Here is a 15,289-nt window from a genome sequence, read left to right on the forward strand (position 1 = left end):
AGGAATGAATGTAATTGCCTTAATTACCTTTATCGTCATTACTTTCCTTGTCGGGGCGATTTCATGGCTCAAAACCAGAAGACATAAGATCAAGACCTCTTCGGGTCTTTTCTTAGCTGACCGAAGTTTAAGCTTTGTGGCCGTAGGTACCTCCTTATTTTTTACAAATATTAGTGCAGCGGAATTTGTAGGTAGCAGCGAATCCGTTTATGTCAACAATATGTCTGTAATGGCCTGGGGAGTGAGCTCGGTCTTTGCAATGGTGGTCATATCTGAATTTGTAATCCCTGTATATCTGAGGGGAGCCATGTCCACTACGCCTGACTTCTTAGAAAACAGATATGATTCCGGAACAAAAAAACTAGTATCATTTTTATTTTTAATCAGTTATGTCATCAATCTACTCCCCATAGTACTTTATAGTGGTGCTGTTGCACTCAATGGGCTGTTCCATCTTTCAAATATCTGGGACATTAGCTATGGAAGCAGTATTTGGATACTGGTTTGGTGCATCGGTCTGGTCGGCAGTTTATACTCGATTTTAGGGGGGCTAAAAGCCATTGTAATTTCTGATTTAGTATTGGGTATTTTCATGTTTACAGGTGCCCTCCTGCTTGCATATTTCGGACTTAAGCACGTAGGAAATGGAGATTCAATACAAGGGATAAATACTATTCTTTCTTCAAAAAAAGAACATCTTAACGCTATAGGAACTGCAAGAGATGCCGTACCATTCTCTACGATTTTCACAGGCATGATTCTAGTAAATTTATTTTATTGGGGCACAGAGCAGGTGATCGTTCAACAAGCGCTCGCTTCGTCGAATCTCGAGGCCAGTCAGAAGGGCATTGCACTTGCATGTGCAGGGAAGCTACTTGGACCATTACTTTTCATTTTGCCTGGTATTATTGCTGTACATATGTACGACAATCTACCAAATACCACCGAGGTCTTTTCCAGGGTAGTCAGCGATGTATCGCCTCCTGTTCTGAGTGGCTTTATTGCAGCGGTAATTTTCGGCGCGGCTATTACTTCTTTTTCTCCAGCACTAAACAGCGCCAGCACCCTGTTTATACTCAATCTTTACAAACCTTTTCAAGAAAAAAAGAACAACATCGTTTCTGAAAATGACCTGTTAAAAAAATCAAGACGTTTTGAAATGTTCGCCTCCTTACTGGCTATGTTCATCGCTCCTCTTATCATTTTCTCTAGTGACAATTTCTACACTTTTATGCAAAAGATGAATGCTGCGTTCAGCATACCCATCTTTACCATCATGTTTGTTGGCTTTGTAACCAAAAAAGTTCCGCCGATTGCAGCAAAAATTGGACTTTCATTTTGCTTTGCAGGATATATCCTGACACAAGTTTTTTTTGATACCGGCATTCATTTCCTTCACATATTACTCATCCTTTTTGTAATGACTAGTGCCATCATGCTAGCCATTGGAAGACTATTTCCTATGCAAACACCCTATAAGGCACAAAACAAACAAGTGGTCGATTTAAAGCCATGGAAAAACCGACATTGGATCAATGGGCTCTTATTATTATTTATGATCCTATTATTTTTAGTGTTTTCCAAAATAGGGATTGCAAAAATCTAATAGAATACTAAAACTACCAATAAAAACACGCTTAACATGTCAAAAAAATATTTTAATTTCACCTGCTTGATCATCATGGTTTATGGAACAAGTATGGCACAAAAGCAAATTACGGTTGAAACAAAAAAAAACATTCTTGTATTCTCAGTTGATGCTGATCAGTCCTTAATTTCAAGCTATTTTGGCAAAAAAATTGCCAACAAAGATGAATATGCGACCATACCCTCTCTCGATAAATACACGCCCGGATCAGATGACTTGTATAATAAACGAGAAGCCTATGTTGCTTCTGGCTCAATTAATCTGCTGGAGCCCGCATTGAGTGTTACCCACTCCGATGGTAATAAGTCTACTGTCCTGGCCTTTCAAGATTTAAAGGTGACTGAAATTGATAACAATAGAAAGTTAACTTCAATTGTAGTAAAAGACCCCAAATATAACTTTCAAGTAACCCTAAATTACCTGGCTTATTTTGATGAAGATGTAATTGAGCAGTGGGCCGAAATTAAACACCATGAAAAAAGGAGCATCGTTCTCAACAAGTATGCATCAGCAAATCTTACCTTAAGTGGCAAAAAATTCTACCTCAAAAACCAATACAGCACTGCCTTGAAGGAAATGAGGTCTGAAGAGCAGCAATTACTTCATGGGCTTAGAACACTTGATTCTAAGCTGGGCACACGTACCAATCTCTTACATTCATCATCTTTTATGATCGCGATTGATACCCCTTCGGCAGAGGATAATGGCAACATTATAGCTGGCTCATTAGAATGGACGGGTAATTTCAAGTTAGATTTCGAGACTTTTGATGATTACTACCTGAGAATTACTGCTGGGATAAACAACTTTTCTTCAAATTACACCCTTAAAGCTGATGAGACCTTCACAACGCCCCGTTTTGTTTATACGTATTCCAGTCATGGAACAGGATTGGCGAGCAGAAACCTTCAAAATTGGGCTAGAAAATATCAATTGCTAGAAGGTAAGGGCACACGATCTACGCTCTTAAATAATTGGGAGACTACCTATTTTGACTTTAATGATGAAAAGTTGAAAAGTCTTGTTCAGGATACCAAAAAACTTGGAGTTGATGTTTTTCTATTGGACGATGGCTGGTTTGGAAATAAGTATCCCAGAAATGGAGCAGATGCAGGTTTGGGAGATTGGCAGGTCAATAAGCAAAAATTGAAGAATGGCATTAGTGCAATTGGCAAGGAAGCAACAACAAACGGGATAAAGTTTGGCATTTGGCTAGAACCTGAAATGGTAAATCCAAAAAGCGAATTGTATGAGCAACATCCAGATTGGATCATTAGACAACCAGATAGGAAAGAATATTACATGAGAAACCAATTGGTATTGGACTTGACGAACAAAAACGTGCAAAACTATATCTTTAATGTAATTGATGAAACATTTACTCAGGTTCCAGGCCTTGCTTTTATTAAATGGGATTGCAACTCTTTGATTTATAACGCCCACTCTCCTACCTTAAAAAATCAAGATCACTTTTATATCGAATATGTACGTGGATTGAACAACATATTGGAACGAATTAGAAAAAAATATCCTAAAGTTCCTATGATGTTATGTGCCGGGGGCGGTTCGAGGGTAGACTATGCTGCGCTTAAATATTTTACTGAATTTTGGCCAAGTGACAATACTAATGCTTTCGATAGAATTTTCATCCAGTGGGAGTATTCCTATTATTTCCCTTCCATTGCCATAGATAATCATGTCACTGACATGGGGGCACAACCAATAAAATTTAAGACCGATGTAGCGATGATGGGCAAGTTAGGTTATGATGTAAATGTTCATCATCTATCCAAGACTGACCTCCTATTTAGCCAAAATGCGGTAAAAGTATATAATGATTTCAAGGATATCGTTTGGCACGGACAACAATACAGGCTGCAGGATCCTTATCAAAATGATGTGGCATCAATTTCCTATGTTAATGACGCCAAGGATCAGGCTATAGTGTTCAGCTATTTTATTGCCACAAGGAATGCAACGAAGCAAGCCCTTCCAATTGTGTTGAAAGGTCTGGATGAGAACAAGCGATACAAAATAGAGGAAATTAATCTATATCCCGATACCAAATCTCCGATAGATAGCACTAAGATCTATTCCGGCGACTTCTTGATGAATATAGGATTCAATCCCCAGGTTGGTAACAGAAGAACCAGTGTTGTGATCAAACTTACCGCGATTTGAAATATCATTTGATCTTGTTCATGACCGATTTGGTCCATTTATAGCAGCCATGCCATTCTTGAAGATCCGGTACTATTGGAATATACTGACATTCTGCTAAGATAGATACATCCTGTATACAATTTGGGGAGGATAACAGCCTCGTTGATCAGGCGATTTGGAATCGACATTTCAGTTTTTCCAGGACTAAGGAAAAAACCTTCTTTTTTACCTAGCAATTCGAAAGCATAAAATTCTGCTCCATCTTGTTTCGTAGAAAAATAAAATTTGCCATTATTCACTAGAACTTTAATTTGTTGTGATGAAGGTTTGGTAAATTTTGGTTGCACCTTTAAAATTGATAACTCCGTGCCGTCTTTCACTCCTGTAGTTGAGCCAACTATTTCAAGATTCGTCTGGGAAAATACCAAGCTTGATGATGTACTCAAACAAATAATTACAAATATTTTCTTCATAATATTGAAGTTAATTAAAAGGTTGTCTGCTAAGAACCAGCGGACAACTTATTGATGCATTCCCCGCACATGGTGGGTATTCTCCGAAATATACAGCTGGGACCCATTCTTTTTTATTGCTATGCGAAGTTCGCTATCCCGCACAAGGCAATACTATAATAGCGCTGTAATTTATAGTCCTGACCAACAGCAGATACAGGGATACAGCATTTCTTATGTATCCCCAGCATTTCTCCCCCTTGCCCATCTTTGTTTCATCAGCTCACTGCAAGGTCAATGATCTTGTATAGGGGCAACAAATTGGAAACTAAAATTACAGACATGTTAAATCACGTTACCTGGACACAGTATCTCTGCGGAATCCTGGCCCTGACATTTATTTACTATACCTGGATTGTTATCCGGTTTTATCGGCAAGACCTCAGGGCACGCTATAGGGGTAAAAAAAATACCTTTTTACAACCGCTTGAACCTCCTGCTACTGAACAGCAGCTGCCTGATCAAGTCATAGCCGATCAAACAATCACCGCAACTCAAAATGGTGAGAAAACTTTTGACAGGATCGAAAGCCTTATTGGCGAACTCAAATCACAGATTCACCAGAAGCAGGGAGGAACTGGAGAGACTGGCCTGTTAGAAAAACTCAGAACGGTGATCCATGCTTACCCTGACCTGAAAGACTCGCCATTTCGTCCATCCATCAATGAGATGATCATCAGTGAATGCCAGTTAGTAGAAATCTCCCCACCTGATGAAACCGAACTCCAGCAGCTATGGTAGCGCTGAACTGGAATTCCCCTTGCCCGCTCAGGCCATTGGCGGGCATAGGGGAATAAAGTCTTGCCGCCATTCCTGCCAGGCGCAGGTGTCAACCCAAAAAAAGGAGGCAGTGTTATGGCCGCGATTTCTGCGCCCGGTACAGCCATGTACCGGGCTACAGAAACTCATTTTATGAACAAGAAAAAACCATATGAAAGTGAAACTTAAACGATACTACCTGAACTTAAAAAAATATAGCGCACTACTGCTGCTAAGCCTAATCTATCTATCTAGCAGTGCTCAGGATGGCAATGCCGGCATCCAAAAAGCAAATACTGAAGTCAGAAGTTATTTCCAATCCGGAGTTCAGCTAATGTATGCAGTAGGTGCCCTGGTAGGGCTCATCGGTGCAGTTAAAGTCTATCAAAAATGGAATGGCGGTGATCAGGATACCTCCAAAGTCGCAGCCGCCTGGTTTGGCAGTTGCATTTTCCTGGTCGTTGTAGCGACCATCATCAAATCTTTCTTTGGCGTTTAATTCCATTCCGATGAAAGAGCAGTTTAAAAAACAACTCGAGAACTATCTGGTACAACACAATCCTGAGCTGATCATCAGTCTGCAACATAGGGCCCTGGATCAATACATGGAAGAAAAACTAGCAAGGCATCTTCCCCAATTCAACGCCTTTATCGTCAATGGGAAAGCGTGTGATTTGATTTCCCGTGTAGTGATGAAAGTGCTTACTGCCGACTTAAGGCCTTCTAAATATGATTACCTGCACAATCTTTTGAAAGAAGAATTTACAGAAGATTACCTGCGGCTTCGGGAGAATGGCACCCTAACCCAGGAAATTGTCCAGCTGATCGCATTGTGCACACCCATTTTCAGCTCCTTGCATTTTAGTGAGGCAAAACTTAACGACAAGCTGATTCGTCATGCGATTTGCTGGCAGATCGACCAATATCTACACACTACAAAACCTTAACATTAAAGTCATGAACAACAGTGTTTACACCATCAACAAGGGCATCAATAAAAGCATTGAGTTTAAAGGACTCAAAGCGCAATACATTTGGTATTTTGCCGCCGGGATGCTGATCCTGATGATCCTTTTTGTCCTGCTTTACCTCATGGGATTCCACAGCTATTTCTGTCTGGTTTTTATCCTGGTTACCGGAACCATCCTATTGGTAAAAGTTTACGGGTGGAGCAATACCTATGGCGAGCATGGCATGATGAAAGCCATCGCCAGAAGAAAAATGCCCAAGCTGATCAAAAACCATAGCCGGATTACCTTTCAACACCTAACTATAACTGCTCATGAAAGCCAATATTAGCATCATCCTAGACGGCTCACTGTTCTATGTCGATAATGACAAACAGCAATTTGTGCAGGCTGCCTACCCAGAAAACAGGATACCCTTTTCCCAGCTTAAAGAAGAAGGTGGATTTTATTCCATGCTTTATGCCATCGTTGAGAAAACGGCAAAATCCCATCTGGAACTCATGCGAGAGCTCAGTCCCCAGCTCCGCCGCATCATCATCCCTAAAGAAGTGCTGCAAAAAGAATTCGGTAAAGACAGCAGCCTGCCGGCGCTTTTCAATCAAACCAGTTACCGTCACAACTGGGGTATACTCATGGTTGATGAGGCCATCGACAGGAGGCTCAAAGGAGAACTGCCCAAGATCACCTTGATGGAAAAACCGTATGTCATTGACATCCGCATGCAGGAACTGCGTTCAGTAGCCCAACCTGCAGAGCGTATTGGAATTAAGGAATTGGAAATGAGCTCCGATGGGGAAAAACTACACCTTTTCTTTGACACTATTCAGGGACAACAGATCAGCAAAGAATCGGTTTTAATGCCCTTTCGGGAAGGAATCGTGCTAATGGAAATGCCCAATGAAATCCTGCTCGATCCCGTTGGAGCGGCAAGACTTTACAAACTGGAAGACACCGAGTTGCTGTCACGCTTCCCCATGAAAATGAACCATCAGGCCCTGGCCATTCCTTTAACCAAAATTGCACACCAGGAAATGATCGAACTACAACAAAAGAAAATCACAGGTCCTGAAGCCCCTAAATTAAGGTCTTACATTCAACCGCGCAGGAAAGGAAAAAGCATATGAATACCAAAACACCAAATCTTTTCGACGTACTGCCCATTATGGGTATAGAGAATGACTGTATTATTTCCAGTCAAGGAGACCTTACTGTGGTCTTTCAGGTAGAACTTCCAGAGATCTTCAGTCTTTCAGATGCAGAATATGAATCGTTCCACCAAAGCTGGGTTAAAGCCATTAAGGTATTGCCTCAATACAGCCTGATGCACAAGCAAGACTGGTTCCTGCAATGCGCCCATCAGGCGCAGGAAAATCTTCCCGGTTTTTTGGCAGAAAGCAGTGCCGGCCATTTCCAGGGCAGGCCATTTCTACAGCATGAATGCTACCTCATGCTCTGCAAAAAACCAAGCGGCAGGAAAACCAGCAGTTCCTTGTTTTGCAACCTGCTTAAGAAAACCATCGTGCCCAGCGAGTTTTTGAAGCCAACAGCATTTGATGCGTTTCTGGGCCAGGTCAGTCAATTCAAGCGCATCCTGGAAGACTGCGGACTCATTAAACTCAAACGGCTCAAGACCCCTGAGCTGGAAAGTTACCGGCGCAAATCAGGCCTGATTGAGCGGTACTGCAGCCTGTCTGAAAATCCTGAGGAGTTTCTTTACAAGGACATCTCCTTTGATGACAGCATACAAATTGGCGATCAGTTTGCACTGCTGTATACTTTGGGCGATGCCGCAGACCTGCCCCAAGTCTGCGGACCAAGAATTACCTATGATAAATTCTCTACTGATAAAACCAGGTTCCCTATCGGTTTCGCCGGATCGCTGGGACTGCTGTTGAGCTGTAACCATATTTATAATCAGTACCTGTTTATTGATGATCCCCAGGCAAGCTTAAAAAAGATTGAAAGCAAGAGACTGCGCCTGCAATCCCTATCAGGTTACTCCCGGGAAAATACCATTGCCAGGGATGCCAGCAATGACTTCTTAAATGAGGCCATCATTCAGCAGCGCCTGCCCCTCAAAGCACATTTCAATATACTGGTCTGGACCAATCGCAAAGCAGAACTCGCCGAACTGAGAAATAAAGTTTGTGCTGCACTCGCTCAAATGGATGCTGCAGCTAAACCCGAACTGATTGGTGCAGCGCAGATCTGGTGGGCTGGTATTCCAGGAAATGCTGCCGACTTCCCGATGAACGAAACTTTAGACATTTTTGCCGAGCAGGCATGTTGCTTTTTAAATCTGGAAAGCAATTACCGAAGTGTAAAAGCCAATCAAGGTATTCGTTTCTGTGACCGATTAAGCGGCCGCCCCATCTACATCGACCTGTTTGATGAACCCCGGACTTCGGGTATAGCCTCCAATATGGGCGTGCTGGTCTGCGGAAGCTCAGGGGGTGGAAAGAGCATGACCATCAACCATATACTCAGCACCCTGTACCAGCAGGGGGCACATTGCGTAACTGTAGACATCGGTGGCAGTTACAAAGGATTGTGTGAGTTGGTCGGAGGTTATTATTTTACGTACACCGAGGATGAGCCCATCCGCTTCAATCCCTTTTACCTGCCTGAAGGAAACGGACTAGATACCGAGAAAAAAGAAAGTTTAAAGGCGCTGCTCATCTCCTTATGGAAACAGGAACACGACCCTTTCAACCGCAGTGAATATGTGGCCTTGTCAAATGCCCTGCAGGGATATTACGATGAATTGAAAAAAGATCAGGAAATATTCCCATGCTTTAACACCTTTTACGATTTCCTGCAAAACAAATATGCCGGGCTGCTTCAACAACACAAGGTAAAAGACAAGGATTTTGACCTGGACAATTTCCTGTACGTCCTGCGCCCCTACTATCAGGGAGGAGAATTTGATTATTTGCTCAATGCCCGCGGGAACCTGGACCTGCTGCAACAGCCATTTATTGTTATTGAGCTGGACAACATCAAGGATCACCCGATTCTGTTTCCTGTAGTGACACTGATTGTCATGGAGCTTTTCATTTCGAAAATACGCAAGCTACCCGGTGTACGCAAAATACTCACCATTGACGAAGCCTGGAAGGCCATTGCTAAATCTGGGATGGCTGAATTTCTGAAATACGCCTTTAAGACCATCCGCAAATTCAATGGAATACCTATTGTCATCACGCAGGAACTCGATGATCTGATCAGTTCGCCGGTCATTAAAGATGCCATCATTAACAATGCCGACATCAAAATCCTGATGGACATGCGTAAGTTCCTCCACAAGTTTGATAAACTCCAAAGCGCCCTGGGTTTGTCTGACAAATCCAAAACGATCCTCCTCTCAGTGAATAAGGACAACAGGGAGATTTTCATTGAGATTGGGGGGCAAAGGGCAAAGGTTTACAAAAATGAACTCTGTCCTGAAGAATATTATGCCTACACCACCGAAGGAAGGGAAAGGGTTCTGGTCAGCACTTCAGCAGAAAAGCATGGCAGTATGGAGGCCGGAATAACCGCACTGATTAAAGACAAAAACAACAATTAAATTTATGAAAACATTCCAGATCTCCATCCTGCTGCTGGCGGGCTTACTACAACCAAGCGGTGTCCATGCCCAGCTGGGCATTGCAGAAGTCATCAAAACTGGCGTTAAAAAAGTCATCAAAGCCGTTGACCTGAAAGTCCAGCGCATGCAAAATCAGATCATCTGGTTGCAAAACACGCAGAAAACGTTGGAAAATGCGATGAGTAAAGCCAAGCTTAGCGAGATTTCCGAATGGACTCAAAGGCAGCGGAATCTCTACCGGGATTACTTTGCAGAGCTGAATAAAGTTAAACACGTCATTAGCTATTATCATCAGGTCAAAGCAATCGGATCCAGCCAGATCCGTCTGATACAGGCTTATCACAAAGCCTGGCAACTGCTGAAAAAAGACACACATTTCTCTACCCCTGAGCTGGAATTTATGGCAAAAGTATATGCGGGAATCCTAAAGGAAAGCGTCCGGCAAATTGATCAGTTGTTATTGATTGTAGATTCCTATCAAACCCAAATGAGCGACGCAGCCAGGCTGGGGCTCATCAGGCAGGCTTCGGATCAGACCGACCAGGCCTATTTCGACCTGCTGAGTTTCAACCAGCAAAACATCGGCCTTGCCCTTAGCCGGGCCCGGGACCAGAATGACTTACACCAGATAAAGGGCATATACGGACTGCAATGATTATCGAGGCCCATCAGCGGATCAAAGGGCAAGTCACAGATCTGGAAAATCTGCTTGTCCAAAAAGGCTACCCGAGACCTTTCCTGGCAACCTACCAACAAGACGGTAAGACGCTATCAGACAGTCTAAAATACCTCATGTTGACGCATGAGGTTCTTGGTAAAAAATTGCCTAAGCTTTCTTTAGTCAGCCAGGATATCCGGCTGAAAGGGGGATACCGCATCAGCTGCATTTTCAGTCTGGATTATACCCGGCAAAAAGGACTTCTGATCACAAGCATGGAGATCATCTGCCTTAATTCAAGGGGGCTGACCAGGGACTACGATCATCAGCAAGTAAACAGTCATTCGGCCTTACCGCAATTCAGCCGGATCATGGCCCGGGTGGTGCCGGCTGATTTAAAAACAAAGCAAAAACACAAAAACAACCTAACCCGTTAAGCATATGAAATCAATATTTATCATCTTTTCCCTGCTGCTGATTGCATCAGCAGGCAAAGCCCAAACCTGGGCAGAGTTCTTTAAACAGAAAAAGACGCAGCAGCGCTACCTCGCTCAGCAGGTAGCAGGCCTGCAGGTGTACCTCAGCTTTGCCAAACAAGGCTACAAGATCGTCCAGGATGGGGTCAGCACCATCAGTTCCTTAAAAAATGGAGACATTAATCTCCACAGGCTGCACTTTGCAAGGTTAAAGCATCCGGATGCCAAAATCAGAAACCTACCCCTTTTGACGGACATCGTACAACTCCATCATTATATACTAAACCTCAGCGCCAGGTACCTGAAAGAAGTCGCGCAGAAGGGGAATTTTTCTCCCGATGAGCGGTCCTACCAGCAAGAGGTCTTTCAGAAACTCCGTAGCTCCTGCGCGCAAACGATCCAAGAATACCAGCTGCTGGTCGCAGACAATCAGCTGGAGCTCAGCGATGATCAGCGGATCAGGCGGCTGAGGGACCTGCATCGCGAAATGCTGGTCCACCTGGATTTCTGTAAAAGCTTTGTTCAACAAGGCATGACTTTGAATAGTGAAAGAACCTCAGCATTAAGAAATGTCCATTTGGAGCTCCGGCTATACAATCTCAATCAGACATTATGAAAATCCTGCTCCTCATCTTCCTGTTTCAACTGAGCTGCTACTACAGTAAAGGGCAAAGCCAGGAAGTGCAGCAATTGCTGCTGAATATTGAAAAACTTAACCAGTTTAAAAAGATACTTAAGGACATGAAAAAAGGTTATACCCTCATCAGCACGGGCTACAATACAGTTAAAGACCTTTCCCAGGGGAATTTCAATTTGCATCAGGCCTTTTTAGATGGGTTGATGCAGGTCAGCCCGGCAGTGAGGAAGTATAAAAAGGTAGCCGATATCATTTCGGCTCAGCTCATCCTGGTCCGTCAGTATAAAGCCGCGTCCAGGCGTTTTCTCCATAGTGGCGATTTTCGTCCTGATGAGCTGCAGTATATCGCCAGAATCTATGACCGCCTCCTCCGGCAAAGTCTGGACAATCTGGATGACCTGCTGCTGGTGGTCACTGCCGGAAAGCTTCGCATGTCAGACCAGGAGCGGCTCAGTGCTATTGATCAGATCTATCTCGAACTGCAACAAAAACTAATTTTCATAAACAAATTCAACACCTCGACCAGCCTTCTTTCCTTGCAGCGTAGTGCAGCAGACAAAGACATTCACTCCAGCCGTGAGCTATATGGCATCCGGCCTTAAAACCTATCCAAATGAACAAAGCGACAAAACGATTGGCCCTATTATTTTTATTGCTGCTGCCTGCATTTTGCCAGGCACAGGGACTTGCCCAGGAAATGAACAGCCTGCATGAGGTACTGGATCAGCTGTACCTGGAAATGATGCCACTATGCAGTAAACTCATCGGCGTTGCCCAGGGTATTGCAGGTTTTGCGGCCCTTTGGTACATTGGCTCGAGGGTATGGAGACATATCGCCAATGCCGAAGCCATCAATTTCTATCCCCTGTTTCGCCCATTTGTACTGGGTTTCGCCATCATGATCTATCCTTTGGTGCTGAGCATGATCAATGGTATAATGAAACCTACGGTGACCGCTACCGCAGAGATGATGAACAGCTCCAATCAGGCGATCGCCAAGCTCCTTAAAGCAAAAGAAAGACAGGTTAAGGCAAGCGATGCCTGGAAGATGTATGTTGGATCTACAGGGGAGGGTGACCGGGACAAATGGTACAAATATACCTATGACAACCAGGATCCCGCGGCAGAAGGAATTTTAGATGGTCTTGGCAATGAAGTGCGCTTTGCCATGTCAAAGGCTTCTTATAATTTCAGGAATTCGGTAAAAGAATGGATGAGCGAAATCCTGCGCGTGGTATACGAGGCTGCCGCACTGTGCATCAACACGCTGAGAACTTTCAACCTTGTGGTCATGGCCATCCTGGGACCATTGGTATTCGGAATTGCAGTATTCGATGGGTTTCAAAATACGCTGAGCTCCTGGCTGGCACGTTACCTCAACATCTTTTTGTGGCTACCTGTTGCCAATATTTTTGGCAGCATCATCTCCAAGGTACAGGAAAAGATGCTCATCCTGGATATTGGGGAGATTCAACAAAACGGAGATACGCTGTTTAGCTCCACTGATACCGCTTACCTGATCTTCCTGTTGATTGGCATTGTAGGCTACTTCACCGTTCCTAGTGTCGCTGGTTACATTGTCAATGCCGGCGGTGCTGGTGCAATGACTCAGCAAATTACCAGCATGGTATCAGGGGCAGCGGCTGGCACAACTGCAATTGCCTCCGCAGGCGCCTCAAAAGCAGCCAGCGGGGTGCAGCACGTTGCCGGTGCAACGCTAGGTCTGGGCAGTGATCGGGGAACAGGAGGATCCCCGGAAAAAGGTAACAGTTACCTGCACGACAAAATACTTGGCACTTAATTAATCCCAGAGATATGTTTCAGCAAATAAAAAATATTGATACCGCTTTTCGGCAAGTCCGAATCTTTAGTCTGATCGTCATTTTCGCGAATGTAGCCTTCACCTGCTTCTATACTTACCGATCAGACCAGCGGGTATCTAAGGCCGAGGATCGCGTACTGATTTTACTCAATGGCAAAGTGGTCAGTGCCATGAGTTCCAACAGGAAAGACAACCTGGAAGTAGAGGCCAGAGACCATGTCGCCACCTTTCACCAGCTTTTTTTCGACCTCAGCCCTGACGACAAGGTCATTAAGGAGCAACTTAGTAAATCATTATATCTGGCTGATCAAAGCGCTAAGCGTGCCTATGACAACCTGGAGGAGAAAGGCTATTATGCAAGTCTGATTGCCGGAAATATCAGCCAATCATTACGGGTGGACAGCATTAAAATTGATACCAGAAGCTACCCTTACCCCTTTCGTTGCTATGCCACCCAGCAAATTATCCGTCAAACCAGTCAGCTTCGCAGAACACTAATTACTTCAGGCTATTTACGGGAGGTCATTCGCAGTGACAACAACCCGCATGGTTTTTTAATTGAGCGCTGGAATACATTGGAAAACAAGGATCTAGAGCCACAAAATCTGAGTGATGAAAAATAACAACCAAAGGCATGGCAAAGTCATGCTACAACAAGAGATGGTCAAAAACATCAGCAAGGTAATTCTAAAACTGCAAAACCATTGGGCCAGTGGGATGAATCAGGCATTCAATTATCTGCCGGCAAAAATGAAAATCGCCACATGGCTGCTTGCAGGTATTCTCCTGACTGCATGGAACATCGCGCGGCTGAGCAGCAAGGGGTCTAAGGATCACAGCATTCCCCCCATTTTAGCAAAAAGTGGCCGTATGCCTGCTACCCTGGCTTCAGACAGCCTAATCCTGATGGAAAAAATTTATGAATCACGTAAAAATCCACAAAGATGAATCAACAACTCAAATCCACTGAATTTCTTAACAAACGCAGGTTCTTTACTTTCCTGCCGGTTATTATTCTCCCATTTGCCACACTCCTGTTCGTACTTCTGGGCGGGGGAAAAGGTAACACCAACAATAAGGTCTCTGTTCCAGGTATCAATACTGAGCTGCCGGATGCCATAAATGACACAAAAAAGCAGCTCAACAAGATGAGCTTTTATGATCAGGCAACAGCTGATTCCAACCGGCTTGCCCAATTGTCCAATGACGGCCCTTATTCCGGTTCGTCCGGTCCAGAGACATTGGACCAGGGCGCCTTGTTCCCGACCAGATACCACCCCGAGCCGGATGAACGGCAGATCTATCAAAAACTGGAACAACTTGACAAAGTTCTAAATCAACCGGAGAAAAAAATGCCTGAGCCTACCTTCACAAGCAATCTGGTCCCTGCAACTGAAAGTGCGCTCCAGATCCAACAACTCAGTGGTATCATGGACACGATGGAAGCAGGAAAGCAAGCGGATCCTGAGCTCAGTCAGCTCCAACAAATACTGGAAAAGATTCAGGAGATCCAGCATCCTGAACTGCTTAAGGAAAATCCCAGGCCAATTTTGCCCGAAGACACGAAAAAAATACACGCCGCCATTCCTGCTGTCATTGCCAAAGATCAAAAGGTCACACAAGGTACTGTGGTAGCCCTCACCCTGTTGGATTCAGCAGTGTTAAATGGTCAACACATCCCTAAAGGGCACCAGGTGTATGGCAGTTGTCAGATCAGCAATCAACGGATCAGTCTGCACATTAAAAACATCGGTCTTGGTTATGCCATTATACCCGTTGACCTGCAGGTATATGATTTGAATGACAGCATGGAAGGGATTAATGCACCTGAAGCCACAACTACTGAGGTCCTTAAAGAAGGTTCAGACAATGCTATTCAAAGCCTTCAGCTCATGGAGACAGACCAAAATCTACGCAGTCAGATTGCAGGTGCTGGCATCAGTACAGCGAAGAGACTGTTTGGTAAAAAAATGAAGCAGCTCAAAGCCAAAGTCAAAGCCGGCTATCCGGTATTACTCAAAAACAATCAATCTTTTTAACCCATTTAAATCCAAAAA

General features: G+C 44.0%; 17 protein-coding genes. 16 read left to right on the forward strand and 1 reads right to left on the reverse strand.

From position 1 onward, the window contains the following. The first annotated feature begins 4 nt into the window (after positions 1-4). Positions 5-1,606 (forward strand): solute:sodium symporter family transporter, encoded by a 1,602-nt coding sequence (locus CPT03_RS13455; protein ID WP_099439330.1) that lies wholly within the window; start codon positions 5-7, stop codon positions 1,604-1,606. 36 nt (positions 1,607-1,642) lie between these two features. Further along, positions 1,643-3,829, forward strand: a complete 2,187-nt coding sequence (locus CPT03_RS13460) for an alpha-galactosidase (protein ID WP_099439331.1) — start codon at positions 1,643-1,645, stop codon at positions 3,827-3,829. 38 nt (positions 3,830-3,867) lie between these two features. On the opposite strand, the gene CPT03_RS13465 is transcribed toward CPT03_RS13460, so the two are convergent. After that, entirely contained in the window at positions 3,868-4,284 is a 417-nt protein-coding gene (locus tag CPT03_RS13465; protein ID WP_099439332.1) for a DUF4369 domain-containing protein, read from the reverse strand. A gap of 276 nt (positions 4,285-4,560) precedes the next feature. On the opposite strand from CPT03_RS13465, the gene CPT03_RS13470 reads away from it, so the two are divergent. The 14 genes from CPT03_RS13470 to traM all read left to right on the forward strand — a co-directional run bounded on the left by CPT03_RS13470 (position 4,561) and on the right by traM (position 15,271). Continuing rightward, positions 4,561-5,064, forward strand: coding sequence for a hypothetical protein (locus tag CPT03_RS13470; RefSeq protein ID WP_099439333.1), 504 nt, complete (start codon positions 4,561-4,563; stop codon positions 5,062-5,064). Between the two features lie 190 nt (positions 5,065-5,254). Next, on the forward strand, positions 5,255-5,581 hold the full coding sequence (locus CPT03_RS13475; protein ID WP_099439334.1) for a DUF4134 domain-containing protein: 327 nt from the start codon (positions 5,255-5,257) through the stop codon (positions 5,579-5,581). Between the two features lie 10 nt (positions 5,582-5,591). Further along, the gene (locus CPT03_RS13480) at positions 5,592-6,029 is read left to right on the forward strand and encodes a DUF1896 family protein (RefSeq protein ID WP_099439335.1); all 438 of its coding nucleotides are present in this window, start codon (positions 5,592-5,594) and stop codon (positions 6,027-6,029) included. A gap of 10 nt (positions 6,030-6,039) precedes the next feature. After that, on the forward strand, positions 6,040-6,381 hold the full coding sequence (locus tag CPT03_RS13485; protein WP_099439336.1) for a DUF4133 domain-containing protein: 342 nt from the start codon (positions 6,040-6,042) through the stop codon (positions 6,379-6,381). Beyond that, positions 6,365-7,174, forward strand: a complete 810-nt coding sequence (locus CPT03_RS13490) for a hypothetical protein (RefSeq protein ID WP_099439337.1) — start codon at positions 6,365-6,367, stop codon at positions 7,172-7,174. Before CPT03_RS13485 ends, CPT03_RS13490 begins: the two co-directional genes overlap by 17 nt. After that, a complete protein-coding gene (locus CPT03_RS13495; RefSeq protein ID WP_099439338.1) occupies positions 7,171-9,618 on the forward strand; it encodes a TraG family conjugative transposon ATPase in 2,448 nt (815 codons plus the stop codon). Before CPT03_RS13490 ends, CPT03_RS13495 begins: the two co-directional genes overlap by 4 nt. Before the next feature lie 4 nt (positions 9,619-9,622). Continuing rightward, on the forward strand, positions 9,623-10,294 hold the full coding sequence (locus tag CPT03_RS13500; RefSeq protein WP_099439339.1) for a conjugal transfer protein TraI: 672 nt from the start codon (positions 9,623-9,625) through the stop codon (positions 10,292-10,294). Next, positions 10,291-10,734 carry a hypothetical protein gene (locus CPT03_RS13505; RefSeq protein ID WP_099439340.1) on the forward strand — a complete coding sequence of 148 codons (444 nt, stop codon included), beginning with the start codon at positions 10,291-10,293 and terminating at the stop codon, positions 10,732-10,734. Before CPT03_RS13500 ends, CPT03_RS13505 begins: the two co-directional genes overlap by 4 nt. A gap of 4 nt (positions 10,735-10,738) precedes the next feature. Further along, positions 10,739-11,389 (forward strand): hypothetical protein, encoded by a 651-nt coding sequence (locus CPT03_RS13510; RefSeq protein ID WP_099439341.1) that lies wholly within the window; start codon positions 10,739-10,741, stop codon positions 11,387-11,389. Further along, the gene (locus tag CPT03_RS13515; protein ID WP_099439342.1) at positions 11,386-12,012 is read left to right on the forward strand and encodes a hypothetical protein; all 627 of its coding nucleotides are present in this window, start codon (positions 11,386-11,388) and stop codon (positions 12,010-12,012) included. The genes CPT03_RS13510 and CPT03_RS13515 overlap by 4 nt, the downstream gene beginning before the upstream one ends. A gap of 11 nt (positions 12,013-12,023) precedes the next feature. Next, the gene (gene traJ / locus CPT03_RS13520; RefSeq protein WP_099439343.1) at positions 12,024-13,211 is read left to right on the forward strand and encodes a conjugative transposon protein TraJ; all 1,188 of its coding nucleotides are present in this window, start codon (positions 12,024-12,026) and stop codon (positions 13,209-13,211) included. Between the two features lie 14 nt (positions 13,212-13,225). Then, positions 13,226-13,855, forward strand: coding sequence for a conjugative transposon protein TraK (gene traK, locus CPT03_RS13525; protein ID WP_099439344.1), 630 nt, complete (start codon positions 13,226-13,228; stop codon positions 13,853-13,855). Further along, entirely contained in the window at positions 13,845-14,180 is a 336-nt protein-coding gene (locus tag CPT03_RS13530; protein WP_099439345.1) for a hypothetical protein, read from the forward strand. The genes traK and CPT03_RS13530 overlap by 11 nt, the downstream gene beginning before the upstream one ends. Next, on the forward strand, positions 14,177-15,271 hold the full coding sequence (gene traM / locus CPT03_RS13535) for a conjugative transposon protein TraM (RefSeq protein WP_099439346.1): 1,095 nt from the start codon (positions 14,177-14,179) through the stop codon (positions 15,269-15,271). Before CPT03_RS13530 ends, traM begins: the two co-directional genes overlap by 4 nt. Positions 15,272-15,289: the final 18 nt, after the last annotated feature.

The sequence above is a fragment of the Pedobacter ginsengisoli genome, from assembly GCF_002736205.1.
GTDB lineage: Bacteria > Bacteroidota > Bacteroidia > Sphingobacteriales > Sphingobacteriaceae > Pedobacter > Pedobacter ginsengisoli_A.

Bases quoted from the DNA above. Each gene is read 5' to 3' on its own strand.
- CPT03_RS13455 (WP_099439330.1), top strand. From the start codon at position 5: ATGAATGTAATTGCCTTAATTACCTTTATCGTCATTACTTTCCTTGTC.
- CPT03_RS13460 (WP_099439331.1), top strand. From the start codon at position 1,643: ATGTCAAAAAAATATTTTAATTTCACCTGCTTGATCATCATGGTTTAT.
- CPT03_RS13465 (WP_099439332.1), bottom strand. From the start codon at position 4,284: ATGAAGAAAATATTTGTAATTATTTGTTTGAGTACATCATCAAGCTTG.
- CPT03_RS13470 (WP_099439333.1), top strand. From the start codon at position 4,561: ATGATCTTGTATAGGGGCAACAAATTGGAAACTAAAATTACAGACATG.
- CPT03_RS13475 (WP_099439334.1), top strand. From the start codon at position 5,255: ATGAAAGTGAAACTTAAACGATACTACCTGAACTTAAAAAAATATAGC.
- CPT03_RS13480 (WP_099439335.1), top strand. From the start codon at position 5,592: ATGAAAGAGCAGTTTAAAAAACAACTCGAGAACTATCTGGTACAACAC.
- CPT03_RS13485 (WP_099439336.1), top strand. From the start codon at position 6,040: ATGAACAACAGTGTTTACACCATCAACAAGGGCATCAATAAAAGCATT.
- CPT03_RS13490 (WP_099439337.1), top strand. From the start codon at position 6,365: ATGAAAGCCAATATTAGCATCATCCTAGACGGCTCACTGTTCTATGTC.
- CPT03_RS13495 (WP_099439338.1), top strand. From the start codon at position 7,171: ATGAATACCAAAACACCAAATCTTTTCGACGTACTGCCCATTATGGGT.
- CPT03_RS13500 (WP_099439339.1), top strand. From the start codon at position 9,623: ATGAAAACATTCCAGATCTCCATCCTGCTGCTGGCGGGCTTACTACAA.
- CPT03_RS13505 (WP_099439340.1), top strand. From the start codon at position 10,291: ATGATTATCGAGGCCCATCAGCGGATCAAAGGGCAAGTCACAGATCTG.
- CPT03_RS13510 (WP_099439341.1), top strand. From the start codon at position 10,739: ATGAAATCAATATTTATCATCTTTTCCCTGCTGCTGATTGCATCAGCA.
- CPT03_RS13515 (WP_099439342.1), top strand. From the start codon at position 11,386: ATGAAAATCCTGCTCCTCATCTTCCTGTTTCAACTGAGCTGCTACTAC.
- traJ (WP_099439343.1), top strand. From the start codon at position 12,024: ATGAACAAAGCGACAAAACGATTGGCCCTATTATTTTTATTGCTGCTG.
- traK (WP_099439344.1), top strand. From the start codon at position 13,226: ATGTTTCAGCAAATAAAAAATATTGATACCGCTTTTCGGCAAGTCCGA.
- CPT03_RS13530 (WP_099439345.1), top strand. From the start codon at position 13,845: ATGAAAAATAACAACCAAAGGCATGGCAAAGTCATGCTACAACAAGAG.
- traM (WP_099439346.1), top strand. From the start codon at position 14,177: ATGAATCAACAACTCAAATCCACTGAATTTCTTAACAAACGCAGGTTC.